This is a genomic window from Arthrobacter sp. efr-133-R2A-120 (assembly GCF_030209835.1).
Taxonomy (GTDB): Bacteria; Actinomycetota; Actinomycetes; order Actinomycetales; family Micrococcaceae; genus Arthrobacter.
Window position 1 is genome coordinate 38,427 of record NZ_JARVRF010000015.1, and the last position, 22,703, is coordinate 61,129.

The 22,703-nt window shown below is 64.4% G+C and carries 23 protein-coding genes; 9 read left to right on the forward strand and 14 right to left on the reverse strand.

Annotated elements, in window-relative coordinates:
• Positions 1-18 precede the first annotated feature (18 nt).
• Together QRN52_RS09485 and QRN52_RS09490 are read left to right on the forward strand one after the other, a co-directional pair.
• A complete protein-coding gene (locus QRN52_RS09485) occupies positions 19-324 on the forward strand; it encodes a hypothetical protein (protein WP_284752477.1) in 306 nt (101 codons plus the stop codon).
• On the forward strand, positions 302-2,518 hold the full coding sequence (locus QRN52_RS09490; RefSeq protein WP_284752478.1) for a thioredoxin domain-containing protein: 2,217 nt from the start codon (positions 302-304) through the stop codon (positions 2,516-2,518). Before QRN52_RS09485 ends, QRN52_RS09490 begins: the two co-directional genes overlap by 23 nt.
• Here the strand turns inward: QRN52_RS09490 and trhA are convergent.
• Positions 2,515-3,156, reverse strand: coding sequence for a PAQR family membrane homeostasis protein TrhA (gene trhA / locus QRN52_RS09495; RefSeq protein ID WP_284752479.1), 642 nt, complete (start codon positions 3,154-3,156; stop codon positions 2,515-2,517). The genes QRN52_RS09490 and trhA overlap by 4 nt on opposite strands.
• 242 nt (positions 3,157-3,398) lie before the next feature.
• Between trhA and QRN52_RS09500 the strand changes: the two genes are divergently transcribed.
• Both QRN52_RS09500 and phoH2 read left to right on the forward strand, forming a co-directional pair.
• Complete coding sequence (locus tag QRN52_RS09500) at positions 3,399-4,160, forward strand: isoprenyl transferase (protein ID WP_284752570.1); 762 nt, start codon at positions 3,399-3,401, stop codon at positions 4,158-4,160.
• Between the two features lie 361 nt (positions 4,161-4,521).
• On the forward strand, positions 4,522-5,796 hold the full coding sequence (gene phoH2 / locus QRN52_RS09505) for an RNA 5'-3' helicase PhoH2 (protein ID WP_390279610.1): 1,275 nt from the start codon (positions 4,522-4,524) through the stop codon (positions 5,794-5,796).
• 137 nt (positions 5,797-5,933) lie between these two features.
• On the opposite strand, the gene QRN52_RS09510 is transcribed toward phoH2, so the two are convergent.
• Both QRN52_RS09510 and QRN52_RS09515 read right to left on the reverse strand, forming a co-directional pair.
• Positions 5,934-6,578: a GNAT family N-acetyltransferase gene (locus QRN52_RS09510; RefSeq protein ID WP_284752481.1), complete on the reverse strand. Its 645-nt coding sequence runs from the start codon at positions 6,576-6,578 to the stop codon at positions 5,934-5,936.
• A 175-nt stretch (positions 6,579-6,753) separates the two neighbouring features.
• Positions 6,754-7,524, reverse strand: a complete 771-nt coding sequence (locus QRN52_RS09515) for a hypothetical protein (RefSeq protein ID WP_284752482.1) — start codon at positions 7,522-7,524, stop codon at positions 6,754-6,756.
• 59 nt (positions 7,525-7,583) lie between these two features.
• On the opposite strand from QRN52_RS09515, the gene QRN52_RS09520 reads away from it, so the two are divergent.
• Positions 7,584-8,165 carry a prepilin peptidase gene (locus tag QRN52_RS09520; protein ID WP_284752483.1) on the forward strand — a complete coding sequence of 194 codons (582 nt, stop codon included), beginning with the start codon at positions 7,584-7,586 and terminating at the stop codon, positions 8,163-8,165.
• A gap of 160 nt (positions 8,166-8,325) precedes the next feature.
• The gene (locus QRN52_RS09525; RefSeq protein WP_284752484.1) at positions 8,326-8,799 is read left to right on the forward strand and encodes an NUDIX hydrolase; all 474 of its coding nucleotides are present in this window, start codon (positions 8,326-8,328) and stop codon (positions 8,797-8,799) included.
• On the opposite strand, the gene QRN52_RS09530 is transcribed toward QRN52_RS09525, so the two are convergent.
• The 6 genes from QRN52_RS09530 to QRN52_RS09555 form a co-directional block, all read right to left on the reverse strand.
• Positions 8,787-8,987 (reverse strand): hypothetical protein, encoded by a 201-nt coding sequence (locus QRN52_RS09530; RefSeq protein ID WP_284752485.1) that lies wholly within the window; start codon positions 8,985-8,987, stop codon positions 8,787-8,789. The genes QRN52_RS09525 and QRN52_RS09530 overlap by 13 nt on opposite strands.
• 135 nt (positions 8,988-9,122) lie before the next feature.
• Positions 9,123-10,835: an MDR family MFS transporter gene (locus QRN52_RS09535; RefSeq protein ID WP_284752486.1), complete on the reverse strand. Its 1,713-nt coding sequence runs from the start codon at positions 10,833-10,835 to the stop codon at positions 9,123-9,125.
• Positions 10,832-11,500 (reverse strand): TetR/AcrR family transcriptional regulator, encoded by a 669-nt coding sequence (locus tag QRN52_RS09540; RefSeq protein WP_284752487.1) that lies wholly within the window; start codon positions 11,498-11,500, stop codon positions 10,832-10,834. The genes QRN52_RS09535 and QRN52_RS09540 overlap by 4 nt, the downstream gene beginning before the upstream one ends.
• A gap of 132 nt (positions 11,501-11,632) precedes the next feature.
• Complete coding sequence (locus QRN52_RS09545) at positions 11,633-13,069, reverse strand: class II fumarate hydratase (protein ID WP_284752488.1); 1,437 nt, start codon at positions 13,067-13,069, stop codon at positions 11,633-11,635.
• A gap of 97 nt (positions 13,070-13,166) precedes the next feature.
• The gene (locus QRN52_RS09550) at positions 13,167-13,781 is read right to left on the reverse strand and encodes a carbonic anhydrase (protein WP_078105935.1); all 615 of its coding nucleotides are present in this window, start codon (positions 13,779-13,781) and stop codon (positions 13,167-13,169) included.
• 9 nt (positions 13,782-13,790) lie between these two features.
• Positions 13,791-14,510, reverse strand: a complete 720-nt coding sequence (locus tag QRN52_RS09555) for a DUF4245 domain-containing protein (RefSeq protein ID WP_284752489.1) — start codon at positions 14,508-14,510, stop codon at positions 13,791-13,793.
• A gap of 204 nt (positions 14,511-14,714) precedes the next feature.
• Here QRN52_RS09555 and glpX point away from each other — a divergent pair, with 204 nt between their 5' ends.
• The gene (gene glpX / locus QRN52_RS09560; protein WP_184736742.1) at positions 14,715-15,734 is read left to right on the forward strand and encodes a class II fructose-bisphosphatase; all 1,020 of its coding nucleotides are present in this window, start codon (positions 14,715-14,717) and stop codon (positions 15,732-15,734) included.
• Between the two features lie 139 nt (positions 15,735-15,873).
• Entirely contained in the window at positions 15,874-16,827 is a 954-nt protein-coding gene (locus QRN52_RS09565) for a putative endonuclease domain-containing protein (RefSeq protein ID WP_284752490.1), read from the forward strand.
• Between the two features lie 32 nt (positions 16,828-16,859).
• On the opposite strand, the gene QRN52_RS09570 is transcribed toward QRN52_RS09565, so the two are convergent.
• The 4 genes from QRN52_RS09570 to QRN52_RS09585 form a co-directional block, all read right to left on the reverse strand.
• Positions 16,860-17,795 (reverse strand): lipid II:glycine glycyltransferase FemX, encoded by a 936-nt coding sequence (locus tag QRN52_RS09570; protein WP_284752491.1) that lies wholly within the window; start codon positions 17,793-17,795, stop codon positions 16,860-16,862.
• 3 nt (positions 17,796-17,798) lie between these two features.
• Positions 17,799-19,049: a mannose-6-phosphate isomerase, class I gene (gene manA, locus QRN52_RS09575; RefSeq protein ID WP_284752492.1), complete on the reverse strand. Its 1,251-nt coding sequence runs from the start codon at positions 19,047-19,049 to the stop codon at positions 17,799-17,801.
• 76 nt (positions 19,050-19,125) lie between these two features.
• Complete coding sequence (gene purE, locus QRN52_RS09580; RefSeq protein WP_284752493.1) at positions 19,126-19,719, reverse strand: 5-(carboxyamino)imidazole ribonucleotide mutase; 594 nt, start codon at positions 19,717-19,719, stop codon at positions 19,126-19,128.
• Positions 19,716-20,903, reverse strand: coding sequence for a 5-(carboxyamino)imidazole ribonucleotide synthase (locus QRN52_RS09585; RefSeq protein WP_284752494.1), 1,188 nt, complete (start codon positions 20,901-20,903; stop codon positions 19,716-19,718). Before QRN52_RS09585 ends, purE begins: the two co-directional genes overlap by 4 nt.
• Before the next feature lie 173 nt (positions 20,904-21,076).
• Here QRN52_RS09585 and QRN52_RS09590 point away from each other — a divergent pair, with 173 nt between their 5' ends.
• On the forward strand, positions 21,077-21,649 hold the full coding sequence (locus tag QRN52_RS09590; protein ID WP_284752495.1) for a GtrA family protein: 573 nt from the start codon (positions 21,077-21,079) through the stop codon (positions 21,647-21,649).
• Here QRN52_RS09590 and QRN52_RS09595 read toward each other — a convergent pair.
• Positions 21,636-22,334: a TIGR03089 family protein gene (locus tag QRN52_RS09595; protein WP_284752496.1), complete on the reverse strand. Its 699-nt coding sequence runs from the start codon at positions 22,332-22,334 to the stop codon at positions 21,636-21,638. The genes QRN52_RS09590 and QRN52_RS09595 overlap by 14 nt on opposite strands.
• Positions 22,335-22,703: the final 369 nt, after the last annotated feature.

The window sequence follows — 22,703 nt, forward strand, 5'->3', positions numbered from 1 at the left end:
CCATAGAAGGTTTGAACCGTGCACCACTTTCTCATCGCCCTGGCCACGACCCCGTCGCCTACCCCGACCCCGTCGCTGCGCCCCGGCTTGTCGGAAGACCAGGTGACCCCGGGGACCTGGGGTTTCGTCCTGACTGCCTTCATCGTGGTGCTCACGACCTTCCTGATCGTTGACATGGTCCGCCGGATCCGGCGGGTACGCTACCGCGCCCAGGTTGAAGAAGCCTTGGTCGGCGAGACCGACGGCGCTGAGACTGATGAAATAGTCTCGGGCAAGCCGGGCGCAGAAGACTCCGACGGCGATGCCGGCTCCGGAGCCCGCTGACCCGGGCAACACCCGGCAATGGCCGGGGGCGTCCAACGCCCTCGGCTCGGAACCGTCCGCCTATCTTCGCCAGCACGCCGACAATCCGGTGCACTGGCGGCCGTTCGGCGATGAGGCCTTTGCGTTCGCGACGGCTCGCGATGTTCCCGTATTTCTTTCCATTGGTTACGCCGCGTGCCACTGGTGCCACGTCATGGCCCACGAGTCCTTCGAAGACCCGGACACCGCCGACTACCTGAACGCCCGGTTCGTGGCCATCAAGGTGGACCGCGAAGAACGCCCCGACGTGGATTCGATCTACATGGCAGCCACCCAGGCCATCAGCGGAGAAGGCGGCTGGCCGATGTCCGTCTTCCTGACGCCCGATGGCCTGGCCTTCCATGCAGGAACGTATTTCCCGCCAACGGCCCAGCCCGGGAGGCCGTCCTTCCGCCAAGTGCTTGAAGCGGTCCACGAGGCGTGGCTGGAACGCCGGGACGCCGTCGAGCAGAATGCCCGGATGCTCGCCGTCGGCATGGCCAATGCCCAGCTCGCCGCGGCAGTGTTCCTGGACCGGCCGCCTGAAAGCGTGGACCGAAGCCTGCTGTCGGAGGCAGTGCGACTTCTCGCCCGCTCTGAAGACCCCGACGGCGGCGGCTTCGGCGGCGCTCCCAAGTTCCCGCCGTCGGCGGTCCTTGAGTTCCTGATACGGCACGCTGCCGTGCCGTCGGACACCTCGGACGCCGCCCGCGACATGGCGGGCCGCACGCTCGCCGCAATGGCCCGTTCCGCACTGTGCGACCAGCTCGACGGCGGCTTCGCCCGGTATTCCGTGACCGCGGATTGGTCCGTGCCGCATTTCGAGAAGATGCTTTACGACAACGCCCAGCTCCTCCGGGTCTATGTCCATTGGGTCCGGCTGCGCGGCGATTGGGTCCTGCCGGCCGGCGAGGCCGCTAGTGTTGCGTCGCGGGTGGCGGACTGGATGCTGGACTCTCTCGGGGTGGGCGATCCCGCAATCCCGGACGGACTCGCTTCCTCGCTGGACGCCGATACCGTGGTGGACGGAGTGCATCACGAAGGGGCGTCGTACCTGTGGATTCCCGCGAGCCTCGAAGCCGTGCTCGGCCCGGGAGACGGCGCGGCCGTGGCCAGGCTGATGAACGTGGGGCCGTCCGGTACGGTCTCGGAGCTTGGATCTCCGCTCCATCCCGGTCGCCAACTGTCCGGCGCGGAATCGCGGTTGTGGAACCGCGTCAAGCCCGCCTTGCGCGCCGCGCGCTCGGCGCGCCCCCGGCCGGCCCGGGACGATAAGGTCGTGGCAGGGTGGAATGGCCTGGCCATCGCGGCGCTTGCCGAAGCCGGTGCGGTCCTGGACAGGCCGGAACTGGTGACCGCAGCGGAAAGCCTCGCCGAGTACATAGCGCGGGTGCATTGGCGGCCGGGCTCAAAAACCGGCGCGGGGGTGCTGATCAGGGTTTCGCACGATGGCGTTGCGCGAGGGATCAGCGGCCTGTTGGAAGACTATGCGTTTTGCGCGGAAGGCTTCCTGGCCCTCTACGCTGTGACCGGCGAGCGGCGTTGGTACGGCTTCGCGGAGGAGCTGATCAGCGGCGCCTGCGCGCGTTTCGTGGTGGACGGCAGGTTGTCGGACTCCGTGGGGGAGTCGGCCCAGGTATTCAACGCGCAGGGCCAGCACGCGGGCCTGGACCCCTTTGACAATGCCGCCCCCAGCGGGGCAGCGGCCTTTGCCGGAGTGTTGCTGAGCTATGCGGCCTACTCCGGTTCGCACGAGCACAGGGCCATGGCAAGCAACATCCTCTCGCTCCTGCCGTCCATAGCCGGGCGGGCACCACGGGTAGCGGGATGGCTGCTTGCGACCACCCAGGCGGCCGCGGCGGGTCCCATAGAAGCCGCCGTATCCGGCCCACCCGGCCCCGAGCAACGGGAACTCCACCGCGCGCTGTTGGCGTCGCCGAGCCCGGGAATGGTGGTTGCGGTCCAGCTCGGTGTGGCCGGCGAACAAGCGCCCGACGGCGCGCCGCCCGGATCCCGCGCCACGGAACCGGAGGTGCCACTTCTCGAGGCCCGCACGGCTGCTGCGGACGGCTCACCACAGGTGTATTTGTGCCGGGGGATGGTGTGTGACCTGCCGCTTGGCTCTGTCGAGGAACTCGCGCAGCGCCTGGACGCCATGACGGGTGCCGCAGGCTAGCTCAGCACGGCAATCATGATTGCGGCGAAATGTGCAGCGAAGGCCAGCACCGTGAGGGCATGGAAGAGTTCATGGAAGCCGAAGTTCAACGGACTGAAGTTGGGCTTCTTGATCCCGTAGAAGACCGCCCCCGCGATGTAAAGTGCCCCGCCGACACAGATCAGGATCGCGGCTGGAACGTTCGCCGCGAAGAACTCCGGCAAGTAGAACAACGCCCCGCAGCCCAGTGCAACGTAGATAGGCACATAGAGCCAACGTGGAGCGCCCGTCCAAAGAACCCGGAAGAGTACTCCCAGCAGTGCTCCGGACCAGATCACCCACAGCAGGAGTACGGCCTTGGGGCGCTCCAGCAGCGACCAAGCGAGGGGCGTGTAGCTGCCCGCGATCACCAACATGATGTTCGTGTGGTCCAGGCGCTTGAGGACCATCCGGGTCTTCGGCTCCCAATTGCCACGGTGGTAGACCGCGGACACGCCGAAGAGCAGTACACCCGTCAAAGCGTAGATGGCGGAAGCGATTTTGCGATCTGTCGTTGGCGCCAGTGTCACCAGGACGATCCCTGCCGCGACGGCGAAAGGCGTGGCCACAGCATGTATCCAGCCGCGCCACCTTGGCTTGATTGTGAGCAGCTCCGACATCGTTAAAGCGTAACCCGGCCGCGGATAAGTTACTGCGGAGTAATGAGTTTTGCGATCGTTTTCTGCTGCTCAGGTGTGCCGACTGGCCAGTTCGGGAAGGTAGCCTTGGTGGTGCGCCTAGGGCAGCAGTCCGGAGGCGTCGATAGTTGTTCGGCGGAAGGTCTGCTGCCAACGGGCCAGCCGCCGTCGTTGTTTGTTTCGCTTTTCACGTTTTGTTCAAAGGAAGTCAGGTGAGTGTCCGGATGGAGTGGCCCGGCTTCCTCTACGGCTTCTACGAGCGCAAACTGCTCCGTTCGCTCGAGCAGGAGAAGATTCCCCGGCACATCGGCGTCATGGTGGATGGCAACCGCCGCTGGGCGCGGCAATTCAACGCTCCCACGAGCGAAGGCCATCAAGCAGGCGCGGACAAGATCCACGAATTCCTAGGCTGGTGCCAGGAACTTGGAGTCAAAGTCGTCACGCTGTACATGCTCTCGACGGACAACATGAACCGCTCCGGCGAAGAGCTCGAACTGCTCATGGGAATCATCGCCAACACCCTCGATCGCTTGGATGACGACGCCAACATCTCGGTCCACGCCATGGGTGCGCCCGAGCTCCTGCCGGACTACCTCGCCGAGCGGCTGAACAAGCTCACGGCCCGCACCCCGATCCGCTCGCGGCTGCACGTGAACGTCGCCGTCGGTTACGGCGGACGCCGCGAAATCGTTGACGCCGTGCGGGAACTGCTGCACGACGCCGTCGCGCACGGCCGCAACATCACCGAGCTGGCCGATGAACTTTCGGTGGACGACATCTCTCGTTTCCTCTACACGCGCGGCCAGCCGGACCCCGATCTGGTGATCCGCACGTCGGGCGAGCAGCGCTTGTCAGGTTTCCTCATGTGGCAAAGCGCCTACAGCGAGTTCTACTTTTGCGAGGCACTCTGGCCCGCGTTCCGCAAGGTTGACTTCCTGCGGGCCCTGCGGGATTACGCAGGCCGCCAGCGCCGTTTCGGTTCCTGATCCGGTGCGTTCCCGTTTACGGGAAGTTCACATGTTGTCTACACGAATCGCCGTTTGGGCTAACCGGAAATGTAATCGCACGGGAATACGTTAATCCCATCAGTAGGCAAACCGCCTGCTGATCGGGGAGGCCAGTAGATGGAGCGAATCATCGCACCAGTTACGTGGGGGGCCGCGCCCGGCCTTCCGGCCGAGCCGCCTCACGAATAAGCCGGGTTCGCCCGGGGCTGGAGTCGATGTGGCTATTTCTGAGCAACTGCCCGTAGTCGTTTCCGACGGGGAAAGTTCAGCTACCTCTCGCACCAAGCGGGCCAACGGTGGACGGACGGCAAAGTCCGCGACCCCGACAGGTCGAAGCTATGTGATTGACACTTCCGTATTGCTTTCCGATCCGCACGCCCTGTTGCGCTTCGCGGAGCACGAAGTCATTGTCCCGATCGTGGTCATCACAGAATTGGAAGGCAAACGCCACGATCCCGAGTTGGGCTACTTCGCCCGCAAGGCCCTCAGGCTCCTGGACGACTTGCGCATCGAGCATGGTGGCTTGAATCAAGCCATCCCGATCGGATCCGACGGTGGCACGCTGCGTGTCGAGATGAACCATGTGTCCACCGAAGTGCTGCCAGCAGGATTCCGCGGCCCGGACAACGACAGCCGCATCCTGGCCGTCGCCAAGAACCTCGCCAACGAAGGCCACAACGTCACGGTCGTCTCCAAGGACCTCCCCATGCGCGTCAAAGCCTCCGCGATGGGGCTGTTCGCGGACGAATACCGCAATGAACTCGTCAAGGACTCCGGCTGGACCGGCATGGCGGAGATCGAAGCCAGCGAGGACGAAATCACCACCCTGTACGGGCACGAACCGGTTTTCATTCCGGCAGCAGCCGAGCTGCCCGTCAACACGGGCCTGGTGCTGCTCTCGAACCGGGGCTCCGCCCTGGGCCGCGTGGGTGCGGACAAACAGGTTCGGCTGGTCAAGGGTGACCGTGATGTCTTCGGACTCCACGGCCGCTCAGCGGAGCAGCGGCTTGCGATCGACCTGCTCATGGATCCCAGCGTCGGAATCGTGTCGATCGGCGGCCGGGCGGGCACTGGAAAGTCGGCACTCGCCTTGTGTGCGGGACTCGAGGCCGTCCTCGAGCGCCGGGAACACCGCAAGGTGATCGTCTTCCGCCCCCTGTACGCGGTGGGTGGACAGGAACTTGGCTACCTGCCCGGTTCCGAGGCGGAGAAGATGAACCCCTGGGCGCAGGCGGTCTTCGACACTCTCGGTGCACTCGTCAGCCAGGAAGTCGTGGAAGAAGTCATGGACCGGGGCATGCTCGAAGTCATGCCGCTGACCCACATCCGCGGACGGTCGCTCCATGACGCCTTCGTGATCGTGGACGAGGCACAGTCGCTCGAAAAGAACGTGCTCCTCACGGTCATGAGCCGTATCGGCCAGAACTCCAAGATCGTCCTGACCCACGACGTCGCCCAGCGGGACAACCTCCGTGTCGGCCGGCACGACGGCGTCGCCGCCGTCGTCGAGACCCTGAAGGGACACCCGCTGTTCGGCCACATCACCCTGACTCGCTCCGAACGCTCGCCGATCGCGGCCCTCGTGACGGAATTGCTTGAAGGGGCGGAAATCTAAAGCTCCATGTGCGCGGAGGGCCGTGGCCGGGTTCGCCGGGCCACGGCCCTCCGCCTCCGTCACTGACGCTCGCTCACGTTTGTCGGCTTTCCTGCTGACGCTCGCTCACATTTGTCGGGTTTTCCGCCGACGCTCGCTCACGTACCTAGGAAGTTGGCTGTAGTCTCGTGGCCCTCTACCTTTAGCTTCCAGTCCGGTCTGATGAACGATTCCGGAATGAGTCGGACGCGTTGCACTTCCACGACGTCGGCGCCCCATTGGTCGCGATAGACACCGTTGAACTCATAGCCGAGGCTGGTGGAAACGCCCAAGGATTGCTTGTTCCAAATGGCAGCCTCGGAGGTTGCTATTTCTGCGTCCAGGTAATCGAAGGCGTAGCTGAGGGCGGCCGCGCGCATCTCTTTGCCGAGGCCTCGGCCTTGCGCGCCCTTCTTGAGCCAGGAACCGGTGGAGACAGTCTTCAACGATGCGAAGTTCTTCGCCTCCACATCTTGGCAGCCAATGAACTCGTTGTTGTGCCAGATACCGAGGAGGAGCGTCCACGAATCGGGGGTCATTCCTGCTCGGCAGCGCCAATACCATCGGGCCATGTTGGCACCCAACTCATCTTCGGGAACTTCCGTCCAAGGGTTGCTGAAGGGCGATTTCCCAGGCTCGTGAATGCCGCTGAGGGCCGCATTGACCGCTGCGGGGATGTCAGCATCCAGGATTGGGCGCAACTGCAAACGGGGTGTGCTCAGGGTGAGGCCGAAGAGGGGCCAGATGGCGCTTAGCTCGTTCATCCGGGAAGCCTAGCGGACGGCCCGGGGTAGCTTGTCATGTGTCGGCCCGGACCGCTTTCTCATCAGTTGGTGAGCGAGCGTTTGGCGGGAGGGTGCCTATAAGTGAGCGGGCGTTTGGCCAACGGGGGCTGTATGTGAGCGGGCGTTTGGGGGGTGGGGGGCGGCGGGACGGCTCTTACGCGCGGGGGCCGATGTCCCAGCTGATGTGCTTGCGGACGTCGGTGAGGTTCATCGATTCGGCGAGGAACAGATCGTCCAGCATGTATTCGTCCACCCCCAGGATCCGCATCCAATGCCCCTGGCCAGTGGTATCGCCGTCGAGCGATTGGCTGGAAACGCACACGCCCGTTCCCGAGTCCACCCGCAAGAGCGTGCGTCCGGGGAAGCACAGCGGTGTTGCCGCATCAGACGCCACGTAACTGTGTCCCGGCGTCGCGATGGTTTCCAACGCCGGACGCCCCTCGTGGTCCACTTCCCGAATGGGGCCGAACGACACCCGGTTGGACTCGGGAAATTCCATCGGCACCGGCGCATTCCCGGCGAGCTCCACAGGATCGAGGGCTGCCGCGAGCCGACCGTTCCCGAAGGACGGTTCACCATAAGCAGCCTCGGGACGCCGGCGGACCAAGCCCGCGGAGTCGTAAACGGGGGTCACCAAGTGGGCCGGCAACAGCCAGGACTTGCGCTTGGAACCGAGGTAAAGCCCATCGCGGGAATCGTTGATGCCGGTGGTGCTATGCAGCAACGCGCCGTCCATGGTTTCGAGTCGAAGCGCTCCCGGGCGACGCAGCCAGGCCCGCACTGTGGCGTCCGTGTTGCCGGGCCGATCCAGGTATTCGAACCTCAGGCTGGTCCATTTCCACGGGGAGGAACGGCAGAGGTTTCGGAAGGTGGAGGACATGTCGGCGTCCGGATTGCCTTGGATTTCTGCACTGTAGCGCCCCATATCCACAGTCTAAGCGTGCGTGACCGGCGCAGGTTTGAGAAAACCGATAGCATCCGAGAGTGATCCGACGACTCGGCGAATTGTGGGGGACCAGTTTCCCGGCCTTCTGGCTCTTGCTCGCAGCTTGTGTGTACTTTGCGATCATGGCTGCCCGCCTCACGATCATCGACGTCCGTCACCACCTCTTGCCCAACCGGATCGTCTTCCCGTCTTATGCCATCGCCGGTGTGCTCTTGCTCGGCGCAGCAGTCTCCGTCACCCTGGCCGGCCGAGCGGCAACGAACTTCAGCGGCGGAGCGGCAGGGTCCACGCCCGACGGCGGTGCCTCCTTCCTCGGGGTGCCCGCCTTGGGAATCGTGGCCGGGGGAGCCACTCTATGGGTGTTCTACTTCATCCTGCGATTGGTGTACCCGCCCGGGATGGGCTTCGGGGACGTCAAATTGGCAGGTGTCCTCGGCCTCTACCTTGGCTATCTGGGTTGGGCGCATATTTTCGCCGGAACGTTTGCTGCGTTCCTCTTCGGCGGACTGTGGAGCCTGGGAGTCCTGGCTGCCCGGCGGGGAACCCTGAAATCATCAATACCCTTCGGGCCGTTCATGCTCGCGGGTGCCGCTGCGGCGATGTTCGCCCTGCCCGCGTGAGGACGGCAGCGAGCAAGGCGGCGCGAGAGACGGCCGTTCGAGCAGCCTGCCGCTGTCAATCGGGCATCGCCGGTGGGATACTCGCCCTACTGGCGGATCCGACCCTGAAGCGGAGGCAGTGCTCTTGTTGGTGATGATCGATTCGAAAGCGGGCTAGGCAGTGGCGGTCCCGGAATTCATCCTGCAAATCCGCGAGAAGATCGGCAACGACCCGCTGTGGCTACCCGGCGTGCGCGGCGTGGTCCTGGACGACGAGAACCGGGTCCTGCTGTGCCAACGGGCCGACAATGGCCGTTGGACCCTGATCACGGGAATGCTGGAACCCGGGGAGCACCCCGCCCCGGGTTTGCTCCGCGAGATCTTCGAGGAGACTGCCGTGGTGGCCGAAACCGAGCGGATCCTGGCGGTGGGAGTGATCGGCCCGGTCACGTACCCCAACGGAGACGTGTGCGACTTCCTGGATATTGCCTTCAAATGCCGCTATGTCTCAGGGGAGGCCCGCGTCAACGACGACGAATCAATCGCCGTCGGCTGGTTCGCCCTCGACGAGTTGCCTGAGATCAGTGCCGGCCACCGCGAAACCATCCGGCTCGCGCTGGAGCCAGGCTCCGCCGTCGCGTATCAGCGTGATTGACGGGCCGCGAGGATCGCGCGGGCAGCGAAGAGGCACGCGGCGGCACCGCAGGCAATAGCGCCTAGGATGGTCCACCATTCGCCCCTGGCGGAGGCAATGGAGACGGCCAGAAGGCCGAAAAGGACTGCCCCTAATCCCCATCGAACGGCCGGGCTGATGTTCGCGGATTCTTCGGGCTCTGAACTCATGGGTTCCAGCCTAGGCCAGACGCCCTTGGGCCGGACAACCCAAGGCCCAGTGGACATGCCCTGTTTTGCATCCGGGCAGCGGGCATATTCCTCATATGTCCACTGGTCCGGGCCAAGGCCGGGCATGTCCCGGGCTCAACGTCGGGCGAGCTCGCCGTCGTTGTCGCCCACCGGACCGGACTGCGGCTCAGCGTCCGCGACCGCCGACCCCTCGACGGATTCCTCCGCGGACGCTTCGGCGGATCCTCCGAGGCGTTCGGCTTCGAGGCGTTCGGCCTCCTCGCCTCCGACAGCCTCACCTCGGGTCACCATTCCGGCGGTGTCGGAGAGCGGGATCTGCTTGAGGGTGACGGCGAGCAGAAGGGCGGCCGCGATGAACGGGATGAGGTACCAGAACACGGGTGCCAGCGAATCGGCATAGGCGTTGACGATGGCGTCCTTGATCTGGGCCGGCAGTTGGGCCAGCGTCTGCGGATCGAGCTTGCTCGTGGATTGAGCAGCCTGTGAAGCGGAAGCACCGGCGCCTGTGAATGCCTTGGTGAGGGACTCGGCGAGCCGCGTGGTGAAGATCGAGCCGAAGACGGCAACGCCCAACGAAGCCCCGACCTCGCGGAAGTAGTTGTTGGTGCTCGTTGCCGTGCCGATCTGCTCGGCCGGAACCGCGTTCTGGACCACCAGGACGATGACCTGCATGATCAAGCCCAGACCTGCGCCGAAGATGAACAGCTGGATGCAGATGACCCAGATCGGAGTTGCTGCGGTGAGCGTGGTGAGCCACAACATGGCAACGATCGTGAGGCTCGCTCCGAGGATCGGGAACATCTTGTACTTGCCGGTCTTGGAGATGCGGATACCGGAGTAGATGGACGTGCCCATGAGCCCCACCATCATCGGCAGCATGAGCAGGCCGGAGACGGCGGCTGAAGTACCGGAGGACATCTGCAGGAACGTCGGCACGAAGGCGATGGCGGCGAACATGCCCAAGCCCAAGGTGAAGCCGATGGCCGTTGCGTTGATGAAAATCCGGTTCTTGAACAGGCTCAGCGGAATGATGGGGTCTTCGGCCTTGCGCTCCACGAGGACGAAGAGGAAGGCGGCAAGCACCATGCCGGCGCCGAAGGCCCAGGTGAGCGGGGAGTCCCAGCCTTGGTCCTTCTTGCCGCCGAAGTCGGTGAAGAAGATCAGGCAGGCCGTGGCAGCGGACAGCAGCAGCACGCCCAGGATGTCGATGCGCTTTTCGGCCTTCTTGTTCGGCAGAGTGAGCGTGAACCAGGCGATGGTGAACGCCGCAATGCCGACGGGGATGTTGATGTAGAAGGCCCATTCCCAGGTCAGGTGATCGACGAAGAAGCCGCCCAGGAGGGGACCGGCCACGGCGGAGAGGCCGAAGATGGCGCCGAGGGGGCCCATGTATTTGCCGCGTTCCTTGGCCGGCACGATGTCCGCGATGATGGCCTGCGACAGGATCATCAGGCCGCCGCCGCCCAGGCCCTGGATGGCGCGGAAGATCACGAAGCCCCAGAAGTCGGTGGCGAAGGCGCAAGCGATGGAAGCTGCGGTGAACAGACCGATGGCAATAAGGAACAGGTTCCGCCGGCCCAGGATGTCACCGAACTTGCCGTAGATCGGCATGACGATGGTGGTCGCGAGCAAATAGGCCGTGGTGATCCAGGCCTGGTTCTCCACGCCGCCAAGCTTGCCGACGATCGTGGGCATGGCCGTGGACACGATGGTCTGGTCGAGGCTCGAGAGCAGCATTCCGGCGATCAACGCCGAGAAAATGATCCAGATCCGTTTCTGGGTCAAGAGCAGCGGTGCGGCTGCTTTGGTCTTGAGAGTTGTACTCACGGTTGATCCTTCTGGGGTTCGACGGGGTTGGCGTCCAGCGGTTGGGCGAAGAGCGTGCGGGCTGCGTTGAGGTTCCTATCCAGCAGTTCCCGGTAGGGCTCGGTGTTCTCCTCGGAAAAGAACTGTTGGCTTGTCTTCTTGGTGACAGCGCCGAAGACCGCGGCGGCCATGATGATCTCGGCATGGTCCGCGGCGAGGCCTTCACGGGCGGCGATCAGCTCGGCGAATTGGCGCTCGCGGACTTCGCCCTCGCGGGTCAACCGGCCCAGGAGCTGGGGCTCGGCTGTGACAGCGGCGATGAGCTGGCGGATCTCCGAAGGGCTGACGGTGGACCGCTCGAGGACCGCCAGGGTGAAGTGCCGCAGTGCGGACAGTAGCGAGTCGGAGATCGTGCCGTCGGCACGGGCGGGATTGCGGCTGAAGCCCTCCAACGCGTCCTCGGGAAGCTCGTCGGAGAATGAGCCGATCACCGCGTCTTCCTTGGTGTGGAAGTAGTTGAAGAACGTCCGCCGCGATATCCCCGCCTGTTCGCAGGCCTCCTCGACGGTAAATCCGTTGAGTCCGCGTTGGGACGTCAGGGACCGTGCGACGGCGGTGATCGCCGCGCGGGTCTGTGCGCGTTTGCGCTCCCGGAGCCCGCCGTCGTTAGTTGCACTATTTTCCACAAAGTAAAGTTTTGCACTTTTTGTCTTGTAGTGCAAGAAAGCTTCCATGGCCAGGAACGACGACGGCGGCCGGCACCTTCCGTGGGGAAGGTGCCGGCCGCCGTCGGGCTGGCCAGTCGGGCTGGCGGGAAACTAGGCCTTGTGGGCCGGGCGGGTCATGGTGGTGACGTCGAGAGCCTTGTCGAGCTGCTCTTCGCTCAGTTCGCCGCGCTCAAGGTAACCAAGTGAGATCACGGCTTCGCGGATGGTCAAACCCTCGGCAACAGCCTTCTTGGCGATCTTTGCCGCTGCTTCGTAGCCGATGAACTTGTTCAGCGGGGTCACGATGGACGGGGAAGCCTCGGCAAGGAAGCGGGCGCGCTCCACGTTGGCCGTGATGCCGTCGATCATCTTGTCGGCCATGACGCGGCTGGTGTTGGCCAGGAGGCGGATGGATTCGAGCAGGTTGGCGGCCATCACGGGGATGCCGACATTGAGCTCGAAGGCGCCGTTGGTACCGGACCAGGCAATGGCGGTGTCGTTGCCGATGACCTGGGCGCAGACCATGATCGAGGCTTCGCAGATGACCGGGTTGACCTTGCCCGGCATGATCGACGAGCCGGGCTGGAGGTCCGGGATGGAGATCTCGCCAAGTCCCGTGTTGGGGCCGGAGCCCATCCAGCGGAGGTCGTTGTTGATCTTCATGAAGGAGATGGCGATGTTGCGCAGCTGGCTGGAGCCCTCGATGAGCCCGTCACGGTTGGCCTGCGCCTCGAAGTGGTCGCGTGCCTCGGTCAGGGGCAGGCCGGTGTCGGCCGCGAGGAGTTCGATAACGCGCTCCGGGAAGCCTTCCGGGGTGTTGATGCCGGTGCCGACCGCGGTGCCGCCCAGGGGAACCTCGGCGACGCGGGGGAGGGCGGCGTTGATGCGCTCGATGCCGTAACGGACCTGCGCGGCGTAGCCGCCGAACTCCTGGCCCAAAGTCACCGGAGTGGCGTCCATGAGGTGGGTGCGGCCGGACTTGACGACGTCCTTGAACTCCGCGGCCTTGCGGTCCAGGGAAGCAGCCAGGTACTCAAGGGCCGGGATCAGGTCGTTGATCAGGGCCGACGTCGCGGCGACGTGGACGGACGTCGGGAAGACGTCGTTCGAGGACTGGGAAGCGTTGACGTGGTCGTTCGGGTGGACAACTTTGTCGCTCCCGGCCGCCGCGAGGGCACGCGTCGCCAGTTCAGCGATGACCTCGTTGGTGTTCATGTTGGAGGACGTACCCGAACCGGTCTGGAAGACGTCGATGGGGAAGTCGCCGTCGTACTTCCCGGTGGCAACCTCATCGGCAGCGTTGGCAATAGCCGCGGCGAGCTCGCCGTCGAGCACCCCAAGTTCAGCGTTTGCCAAGGCCGCAGCCTTCTTGACGCGGGCCAAGGCCGCGATGTGCGCGCGCTCAAGCGTCTTGCCGGAGATCGGGAAGTTCTCCACGGCGCGCTGCGTCTGGGCGCGGTACAGGGCGTTCACAGGAACGCGAACTTCGCCCATCGTGTCATGTTCAATACGGAACTCGGCCGTGTTGGATTCTTGAGTGGAAGTCATGGGGCTAGCTTATGGCGAGCAGCCGCTTGACCGAAAACCGGTGGAGCAAAGCTACGGCCGCTGGTTGCCGCCCTTTGGGGGCGGCCCGGCATCCGGCCTAGAGCTTGCCGATCCCGGAAACCAGCGCCGCGCGGCCTTCGTCCAGTTTGTAGGAAAGCCCGACGACGGCGGCCCGGCCGTCGTCGATCGCGTCGGAAATCACACGGGAACTGTCGGCCAGGCGGCGGGCCGTCTGCTTGACGTGCTCCACGACCATCTCGTTGACGTCCGTCTGCTCGTTTCGCATCGCGGTGAGCACGGAAGGCGTGATGCGCTCCACGAGTGAACGGATGAAACCTGCAGGCATTTCACCGGTCTCCACGGCACTCTTGGTCGCGGTCACTGCGCCGCAGCTGTCGTGGCCCAGGATCACGATGAGGGGGACATGCAGTTGGGAGATGCTGTATTCCAGCGAACCGAGGACCGCGTCGTCGATCACCTGACCGGCGGTGCGGACCACGAAGGCATCGCCCAGGCCGAGGTCGAAGATGATTTCCGCGGCCAGGCGGGAATCCGAGCAACCGAAGATCACGGCAAAGGGGTGCTGGTCCTCGACCAAGGAATGCCGCCGGGATGCGTCCTGGTTGGGGTGCAAGGATTCCCCGGCGACGAAGCGTTCGTTTCCTTCGCGCAAGCGGCGCCAGGCAAGTGCAGGAGTCAGATAGGTAGCCACGGCGCTACTTTACGGCTTTGAGGTTGCAGGCTGCGAAACTGTGTCGCCCGGCTTCGTGCTCGGGTCCGCGGAAGCGACCGGAGCTGCGTCCGCTGCCTTCACGACGGCTGCGGCCAAGGTGGAGAACTCGTCCAGTCCTGCGCTGCCGCTCAGGATGATCGTGGTGCCGCGGTAGCTCAGGACCATGCTGCGGTTGCCCTTTGCCGTGTCATGGAGCTCCCAGTCGCGGCCGCCGGCGCTGCGCGTTCCGGTCACCGGAGCGCTGCCGGTCTGCTGGAAAATCCAGGTCGGATTGGCCTTGCGGGTCTGGACAATTCCGATGAACGCCTGCTTGGGAGTGACGTATCCGACCTCCCACGTGGGTACGCCATCGCCGGTTCCGGATGACCAGCGAGCGTAGTTCGGACTGAATGTGTCGCCGGTATCCGGCGCCACTGGTGTGAAACCCGCCACATCTTTCGCGTTGGCTGCGGTTGCCGCCACATCGACGTTGGGCTTGTAACCGTTGCTCTTTGGAGAAGGATTCATGAGGACAATCGGCAGGAACGCGAGCACGCAGAGGAGTAACGCGATGAGCATGCCGATCACCGACGCATTCGCCCTTTTGGCTGCTTTCGCCGCGATAACGGGCTTCACCGCAGGCTGACCGGCGTCGTCGGCGCCAGCTGCGCCCGTGCCTCCGCTGGCGGAGGGGGCGGCGGCAATTGCTTTGTCTTGCGTTTCACTCACGCTTCAATAGTCTCCTATCCAAGCGGCTAATACACATCGGCCGGTCCGCGCAAGGGGCGTCCCGGGAGTTGGTCATCCCATGACCGCGCCGCCCCGCCCCGACTATGATCTGTTCTAGAGGAATCATTCAGGCCGCCAAGCCCAGCCATTCCTGGTCCCACGAATCGCGTCATCGAAGAAGAGGTTCACGTGTCTCCAGCGCCAATGTCCCAGAAGTATTCCACGATTTCGCCGGCGCTCGCCGTCGGGACCGATGAGCCGGACCGCAACCTGGCCCTCGAACTAGTCCGCGTTACAGAAGCCGCCGCCATTGCCGGCGGCCACTGGGTTGGTTTCGGCGACAAGAACAAGGCAGACGGCGCCGCCGTTGACGCCATGCGCTCCTTCCTCCACACCGTCCATTTCAACGGCGTCGTTGTCATTGGCGAGGGTGAAAAGGACGAAGCCCCCATGCTCTTCAACGGCGAGCACGTCGGTGACGGCACCGGACCCGAGTGCGACGTCGCCGTCGACCCCATCGATGGAACCCGCCTGACCGCGCTGGGCATCAACAACGCCCTCGCCGTGCTGGCAGTTGCCGAACGCGGCACGATGTTCGATCCCTCCGCCGTGTTCTACATGGAGAAGCTCGTCACGGGCCCCGAAGCCGCCGACATGGTGGACCTGCGCCTGCCGGTGAAGCAGAACCTGCACCTGATCGCCAAGGCCAAGGGCGTCAAGGTCAACCAACTCAACGTCATGATCCTGGACCGCGACCGCCACCGCCCGCTGGTGGAGGAAATCCGCGAAGCCGGTGCGCGCACCAAGTTCATCATGGACGGCGACGTTGCAGGCGCCATTGCCGCCGCACGTTCGGGCACCGGCGTCGACGCCCTGATGGGCATCGGCGGTACCCCGGAAGGCATCGTGGCCGCTTGTGCCATCAAGTCCCTCGGCGGTGTCATCCAGGGCCGCCTGTGGCCCACGAGCGACGACGAGAAGCAGAAGGCCATCGACGCCGGACACGACCTCGAACGCGTCCTCTCCACGAACGACCTCGTCACGAGCGACAACTGCTACTTCGCAGCTACCGGCATCACCGACGGCGACCTCCTCAAGGGTGTGCGCTACTCCAAGGACAAGGTCCTGACCCAGTCCATCGTAATGCGCTCCAAGTCCGGCACCATCCGCTTCGTCGAAGGCGAGCACCAGGCCAGCAAGTGGGAGGGCTACGCCCGCAAGTAGGACCAGGCTCCCGCGCGAACTGGCAGCAAATGCCCTCTGGATCGAGATTTGGAGGCATTTGCTGCCAGTTCGTGTTGAGGAGCGGAATCCGTCCTGTGGATAACTCAATTTAGGGCTCGAAGCCGGGCAAGAATTGAGCATGTCCCGGACTCCGATGCCCCCTCAGCTTCCAAACGGTTCCTTTCCGGCGTCGGCCGCTGAGAGCCTCGGACTGAGCCAGAAGCAACTGCGCCGCGACGGCATTGTCACGTTGTCGAGGGGACTGCGCCTGCCGCTGCACAGCACAGGGACGGTGGCGGAGCATTTACGGGGTTACACCGAGCTCGATCCAGAGTGCTGCCTTAGCCATGGATCCGCGGCGCGGGTCCATGGCATCAGTTTGTCCAAAGCACTTGAAGGGGACTGGCGGATTCACCTTGCCCGCACTGGCGAAAAATGGAAACCGCGGAGACGCAACGTTGTTGGACACCAACTGTCGTTCAAACCGGGTGAAGTGATCGAGCTCGACGGCGTCCGGCTTACCTCGCCTGCGCGTACGTGGCTGGACTTGGCCCATGTGATGAGTATCGATGACATTATCGCGGCGGGCGACTCGATCGTCGTCGAGCACGACGAAAACCATCCCAGGCCGCGTCAGGCGTTGGCGACCGTTGACGAATTGAAGGCAATCGTCGCAGCCCACCCCGGTATGCGAGGGGTCCGCAAGGCCCGGCTGGCCCTGGACCTGGTTCGAGTCGGAGCGGATTCGCCGCGGGAAACGCAGATGCGCCTCATATTGCTGCATGCAGGGCTGCCCGAACCCACGCTAAACCACGTCATCTTCAATGAGTGGGGTGCCCCTGCCCTTTGGCCCGATGCCGCTTACGTGAAGGAGCGGATCTCGCTCCAATACGAAGGCGGCCATCACGGGGAGGCTGAGCAATACAAGAGAGACATCAGACGACAGGCGCTGACAGAACGGCTGGGTTGGCGCGAAGTCCGGGTCCACCATGACGATTTGCTCGGGCCCCGGCCGGAAGTGGTGGATAAGGTTCGCCGGGCGCTCTGGACAGGCCGCGAGTTGGCAGCAAATGCCCGCAGAATCGGAATTTGAGGGTATCTGCTGCCAGTTCGCGCCGAGGAAACTCAGCGGAGCTTTTCGCGCAGCTTCCGGGCCACTTGGTAGGCACCGTACCGGAACTTGTTGACGGGAAGGTCCCATGTGCCGGGGTAGGCGATTTCGCGGCCCCCGAAGGACTTCTTGAAGGCGGTGAATCCGGCCCACTTGTGGTCAGGCTCGTCTTCCGGAGCCACGCCCCACAGGTCGACGTGCTTGAGTCCCTTGTCCTTGGCATCCGCCATGAGCGTCACGAGCAACGGAATGCCCGCGCTGAGCTTGCGGTGCGTGTCATCGAGAGCTGCGTGGGCGTAGGTGCGTGTGTCGGCGGAGTCGTACGCCAGGGCGGCCGCTATGGGCTCGCCCTCGAGTTCGGCGATGAACAGGGTGCCGGCACCGGCCGGCATGAGGGAGCGGGCCACCGAGCTCAAGTAGTCATCGCTCTGGGGCTTGAAACCGTTGCGCGCGGCGGTCATGTGCAGGAAGTCGAGAAGCACCGAGATCTCTTCAGGATCCTGCGAGGACCGGAAGGTGACACCCTTCTTGTGGATGTTGCGGTACAGGTTCCGGTTGGTGGGTTTCATGCCCGCAAGGACGTCCTTGAAGTCGCCGTCCAGATCCACAATCCAGCTCAACTCCGGCTGCTGGTTGGACGGCGCCGGCTGCAGTCCGCGTTCCCTCAGCACCGCACCGGCGTCGGCGGCTTCGAACCCGGCGGTGACGGGTTCCATCCGGACAAACACCGCGCGGCTGCGGCGCGCGATCGCCACAAGTGCGGCTACGGCATCGTCGAAGGCCTCCAGCGAATCGGCCACGGGTCCGTAAGGCGTGTAGATGACCTTGCCCGCAGGGTTCTTTTCCTCGACGGCGAGGAAACGCCAACCCTGACCGGACTCCTCGTGCACGGTACGGCCGAGGGATCGCTGGAAGGCCGCCCAGGCGGGCGTCTGCAGGAAGTACTCCACCCTCTAGTTCCCCAGGCCCGTTGTGACGGCGAAGGCAACGCTCGTTCCGCTTGCACCGGCGACCGGGTGCACCATGACGGGTTCTTCGGATGCCGGGATGAACGCGCTCCCGCCGCGCTCCACGGCGAGCTCGCTCTTGGGGGAGTCGAGCACGACGGAACCCGAAACCACGACGACGACGGCGGGGCCGGCTTGCGCCATCGGCACCGGTTCGGCTCCGGGAGCCAACTCGATGCGCTGGAGCTGGAATTCCTTGAACGGCGGCACATACAGATCCTGGCCGAATCCGGAGGTCCTCGGCTCGATGCGCGGTACGCCGAGGGACGCGAATTCGATGGTCTTCAGGAGCTCGGGGACATCGACGTGCTTGGGTGTGAGGCCGCCACGGAGCACGTTGTCCGAAGCCGCCATCACCTCAACACCGAGGCCTTTCAGGTAGGCGTGGACGTTTCCACCCGGCAGGTACACCGATTCGCCCGGGGACAGGAAGACAAGATTCAAGAGCAGGGAAATCAGGACACCGGGATCTCCCGGGAACTCACTGTTGATGTCCACCAAGGTGGACAGTTCCGCGGCGTGCTGACCCATCGGCGCGCCTGATCTCAGGATGAAAACCACCTGATCGGTGGCAGCTGAGACGGCATCCCCGCCGGTAATCAGGCGGGTGAACGCAGTTTTGAGTGCTGTCGGCTCATCGGACCCGGAGAGGTCCGCGATGACGCCGGTAATGACGTCCGGAACGTCGACGGCGGCAAGGTCCAGGAGGCTCGCGAGGTGCTCGAAGACACGCTGCGAATCGGTGGCGGGACGGAAACCGCAAAGGGCGTGAAACGGGGTCAGCGCGAAGATCATCTCCGGCTTGTGGTTGTCATCGCGATAGTTGCGCTCGGGTGCGTCCGCTGCCATCCCTGCGGCATTTTCCTTCGCGAAACCGTCCCTGGCTTGCTGTAGGCGAGGGTGGACCTGCAAGGACAGGGGCTTGTCCGCTGCAAGGAGCTTGGTGAGGAACGGCAAGCGGGGACCGAATTCGGCCACGCTCGTTTCACCAAGGAAGTGCACCGGATCCACGCTGATCAGGGCGTCCAGGGCGACGGAGGACCCATCCGGACGGGTGGCTACGGACGGCGAATCCGGATGCGCTCCGATCCACAACTCCGCCTCCGGACCACCCGAGGCGGGCCTTCCCAGCAGAGCGGCGATCGCCGTCGTCGATCCCCATGCATAGGGGCGGAGAACATTCTCAAGCTGGTACACGGCAGGGGATCCTTGTCATTGCGGGACGGTTCATTCGAAAATGCCGGGGATGACCTCTTAGCGGCTGCCCGGGCTCCTAGCGGCTGCTCCGGGCGGAGACGTTCGCCGTGGAGAAGACTTCGGCGACCTTGTCGCGGAGCCTGGCGCCTTTTTCGGTGGCGGTGTTGTTGAGCTCCTGGGCGAATTCGAGCAGCTCGCCGCGAAGCCGGACGGCCAGCTCATCGGTTCCGGACGCCAGAATGCGCACCGCCAGGAGGCCTGCGTTGCGGGCGCCGCCGATGGAAACCGTGGCTACGGGAACGCCGGCGGGCATCTGCACGATGGACAATAGGGAATCCATGCCGTCCAGGGTCTTCAACGGGACCGGGACGCCGATGACGGGCAGCGGGGTGACGGAGGCGAGCATGCCCGGCAAGTGGGCTGCGCCGCCTGCTCCGGCGATGATGACGCGGAGGCCGCGCTCGTGGGCAGTCTGGCCGTAGCGGATCATTTCCGTGGGCATGCGGTGCGCGGAGACGACGTCGGCTTCGAAGGGGATGCCGAATTCGGCCAGGGCGTCCGCTGCGGCTTCCATGACGGGCCAGTCGGAGTCGGAGCCCATGACGAGGCCCACGATCGGGGCTGCGACAGCCGCGCCCGCGTTGTCGGCATCCATCGTTTCTGCGCTCATGCGGTCTCCTCGGAGGTGGTCTCGGCCGGCATGCGGCCGTCACGGATGATGTCGGCCACTACGGTGGCACGGTGTCGGATGGAATCGACGTCCGCCGTCGAGTTGCCGACGAGGTTGACGTGCCCGATCTTGCGGCCGGCCCGCACGGACTTGCCGTAGCAGTGGACCTTTGCGGCCGGTTCGTAGGCGAGGGCCTTCGGGTAGGCGCTGAAGAGATCCTCGTTGTCGCCGCCCAGGAAGTTCTTCATGACAACCACCGCGCCCAGGGCGTCGGTGGCACCGAGCGGGAGGTTGAGGACGGCGCGCAGGTGCTGTTCAAACTGGCTCGTGACGGAGCCGTCTTGCGTCCAGTGGCCGGTGTTGTGTGGCCGCATGGCGAGCTCGTTGACCAGGAACCCGACTCCGACGCCGGGCGTTTCGAAGAGTTCGGCCGCCATGACGCCCGTGACTCCGAGTTCATTGGCGATCCGCAGCGCAGCCTCTTCGGCCGCCGCAGCGACCTCCACGGGAATGTCTTGGGCCGGCGCAATCACTTCGTCGCAGACACCGTCCACCTGGACGGTGTGGACGACCGGCCAGGCGCGGGATTCGCCGTCGGGGGTCCTTGCAACGAGCGCGGAAAGCTCGCGGCTGAACTCAACCTTCTCTTCGGCCAATAGCGGGCTCATGGCTTCGAACCAATCCGAGGTGGTACGGGCTTCGTCGGCGGAGTGAATGATGCGCACACCCTTGCCGTCGTAGCCCCCACGGGGGGTCTTCAAGACGACCGGCCATCCGGTCTGCTCGCCGAAAGCGACCAGGTCTTCGACGCCGTGGACTGCAGCCCACGCTGGATTGGGGAGTCCCAGGCGGTCGATCGCGGCGCGCATCACGAGTTTGTCCTGCGCGTGCACCAAGGCATCAGGGCCAGGCTGGACGTTGACTCCGGCCTCGATCAGTGCCCTCAGGTGCCCGGTGGGGACGTGCTCGTGGTCGAACGTCATGACGTCCAAGCCTTCCGAGAACTCAAGGAGGGCAGCGAGGTCCTTGTAGTCGCCAACGGGAGCTGTTGCCACGGCCTGGACCGCGGAAACGTCCTCACCTTCGGCAAGGACGCGGAGTTCAAAGCCAAGGGCGGTTGCGGCCGGGGCCATCATTCGTGCGAGCTGGCCGCCGCCCACCACGCCAATTACAGGAAAAGTCACAAGGATCAGCCTACCGAACCAGCAGCTGGTTCTTAGATTCTGCTCCCTGCCCGGTCCCGTGCAGCGTCGGTGGGAGGCTGTCAGCGCGGAATGATTCGGCAAGCTCCTAGGAATCGGAGCTAAAATGGAACCTTCGGCCCATCGGCCCCCTAGAACAACGGCCATGGAGGGTCATGATCAACACACTTGCAGATCGCATGCGCGGGCTTGCCTCGCTCTTTTGGCGCGAAGTAGCGAAGTTCGGCGCTGTAGGCGGTGTTGCGTTCGTCATAGATAACGGCTTGACCTACTACCTCATGCACGGCCCGATGTCGGACAGTGAGGCCAAGGCCCGTTTCGTCGGCGCCACCGTAGCCACCGTGTTCTCTTGGATCGCCAACCGCTTCTGGACCTTCCGCCACCGCCGCCAGGCGAACGTGGTGCGTGAGTTCGTGATGTTCATCATCATCAACGGCATTGGCATCGGAATCTCCACGGGTCTGACCGCCATCGCGAAATACGGTATGAACATCCAGGACAAGAACGTCCTCTTCGCTGCCGGAGTCGTCGGCATCCTCGTGGCCACCGTGGTGCGCTTCTTCGCCTACCGCTTCCTGGTGTTCAACAAGGAGCTCGACGAAGAGCCGGCCTTCTCGCATGACCACGAGATCATCGAAGCCCACCACAGGGCCAAGGCCAAAGCCATGCATGCAGCCAGCGTTGAGACTGACTCAGATCAAGGCGAAGACGCGGTCAAGCGCCGCTGACGCGCTCGTTGTCCAGCAGGTGCCGGGTGACGTCGACGTCCGGGTGCACCAGGACTACTGAACCGTCTTTGTTCCACGCGCCCAGTGCGTCCGCGAGGGCCAACTCCAAACCGTCGGCCGCGCGGACCAGAAGGCGTACGCCGGCATCATGTTCCTTGGCAAAGCCGTCCAGCAGTTCGCCGTGCGAGTGTCCGGCTTCAGGGCGGCGCAGGGCCGGCAGCGCGGCGTCCGGTTCGGCGTGCGCCATGAACACGTCGCCGTGGGAGCGGACCTCAGCCGCGTAGTCCACGACGCCGACCGGCAGTTCTCCCGGCCAGCGCATCGCGAGTGCCGCGAGCGGCACGGCGACGACGGCGTCAAAGCCGGCTCCCGCACCGACGTCGGGGGTGTCTGTGACAAGCAGGTCGGCGCTTCCGCCGTCGAGCACCAACTCCATGCCCAGTTGCCATCCCGCCAGCGCCCACACGAGGGACTTCCAATGGGCCGGCAGGTCCAGGCGAAGGCTCATGCCTGGTTCAGCGTCGAACTCGTCCTGAAGCAGGTTGCTGGTCTTGGCCACCCAATTGTCCAGGACCCGGCCCGAGAGCTCCACCCGTTCGGCGTCCGGCCCGTACCAGGTCAGCCGGGGGGACGTGGCGTGTCCGGAACGCAGGGCTGCCATCAGGTTCATCGCTGGGGTGTTCATGGCTACATCTTGCCACGGGGCGCCCCGCCCGGCATTGGTCCGCATAAAACGTGTGAATTGCACCACATTGGGCTGTGGGGCGGCACTGCCGCGGTTCTTGAAGGGCTGGGCGATTTCCCTGAAATTCAATGAAAATGCATCTTAAGTGATGTCAGGCTTCCGTTTTTCGCGGTGTCGCGCGGGCGGGGCGAAAAAATCCCGGGCGTGGCGCGGCGGGAGTTAGTGCGGAAAGTTGATTATTATCCCGGCGCGGCTTGACGGCTTGGTAGTTACACGCGTGTAATTAGATATCGAACGCCGCTGCGGGAGTATCGGGTACATAACCGAGTACCGAATGAGCACGGCAGCAGCTGCAAACATCAGGAGGGA

Coding starts and splice junctions, on each gene's coding strand:
- QRN52_RS09490 (WP_284752478.1), top strand. CDS start 302: ATGCCGGCTCCGGAGCCCGCTGACCCGGGCAACACCCGGCAATGGCCG.
- trhA (WP_284752479.1), bottom strand. CDS start 3,156: ATGTCGGAGCTGCTCACAATCAAGCCAAGGTGGCGCGGCTGGATACAT.
- QRN52_RS09500 (WP_284752570.1), top strand. CDS start 3,399: ATGGAGTGGCCCGGCTTCCTCTACGGCTTCTACGAGCGCAAACTGCTC.
- QRN52_RS09510 (WP_284752481.1), bottom strand. CDS start 6,578: ATGAACGAGCTAAGCGCCATCTGGCCCCTCTTCGGCCTCACCCTGAGC.
- QRN52_RS09515 (WP_284752482.1), bottom strand. CDS start 7,524: ATGGGGCGCTACAGTGCAGAAATCCAAGGCAATCCGGACGCCGACATG.
- QRN52_RS09530 (WP_284752485.1), bottom strand. CDS start 8,987: ATGAGTTCAGAGCCCGAAGAATCCGCGAACATCAGCCCGGCCGTTCGA.
- QRN52_RS09545 (WP_284752488.1), bottom strand. CDS start 13,069: ATGACTTCCACTCAAGAATCCAACACGGCCGAGTTCCGTATTGAACAT.
- glpX (WP_184736742.1), top strand. CDS start 14,715: ATGTCCCAGAAGTATTCCACGATTTCGCCGGCGCTCGCCGTCGGGACC.
- QRN52_RS09565 (WP_284752490.1), top strand. CDS start 15,874: ATGTCCCGGACTCCGATGCCCCCTCAGCTTCCAAACGGTTCCTTTCCG.
- purE (WP_284752493.1), bottom strand. CDS start 19,719: ATGAGCGCAGAAACGATGGATGCCGACAACGCGGGCGCGGCTGTCGCA.
- QRN52_RS09590 (WP_284752495.1), top strand. CDS start 21,077: ATGATCAACACACTTGCAGATCGCATGCGCGGGCTTGCCTCGCTCTTT.
- QRN52_RS09595 (WP_284752496.1), bottom strand. CDS start 22,334: ATGAACACCCCAGCGATGAACCTGATGGCAGCCCTGCGTTCCGGACAC.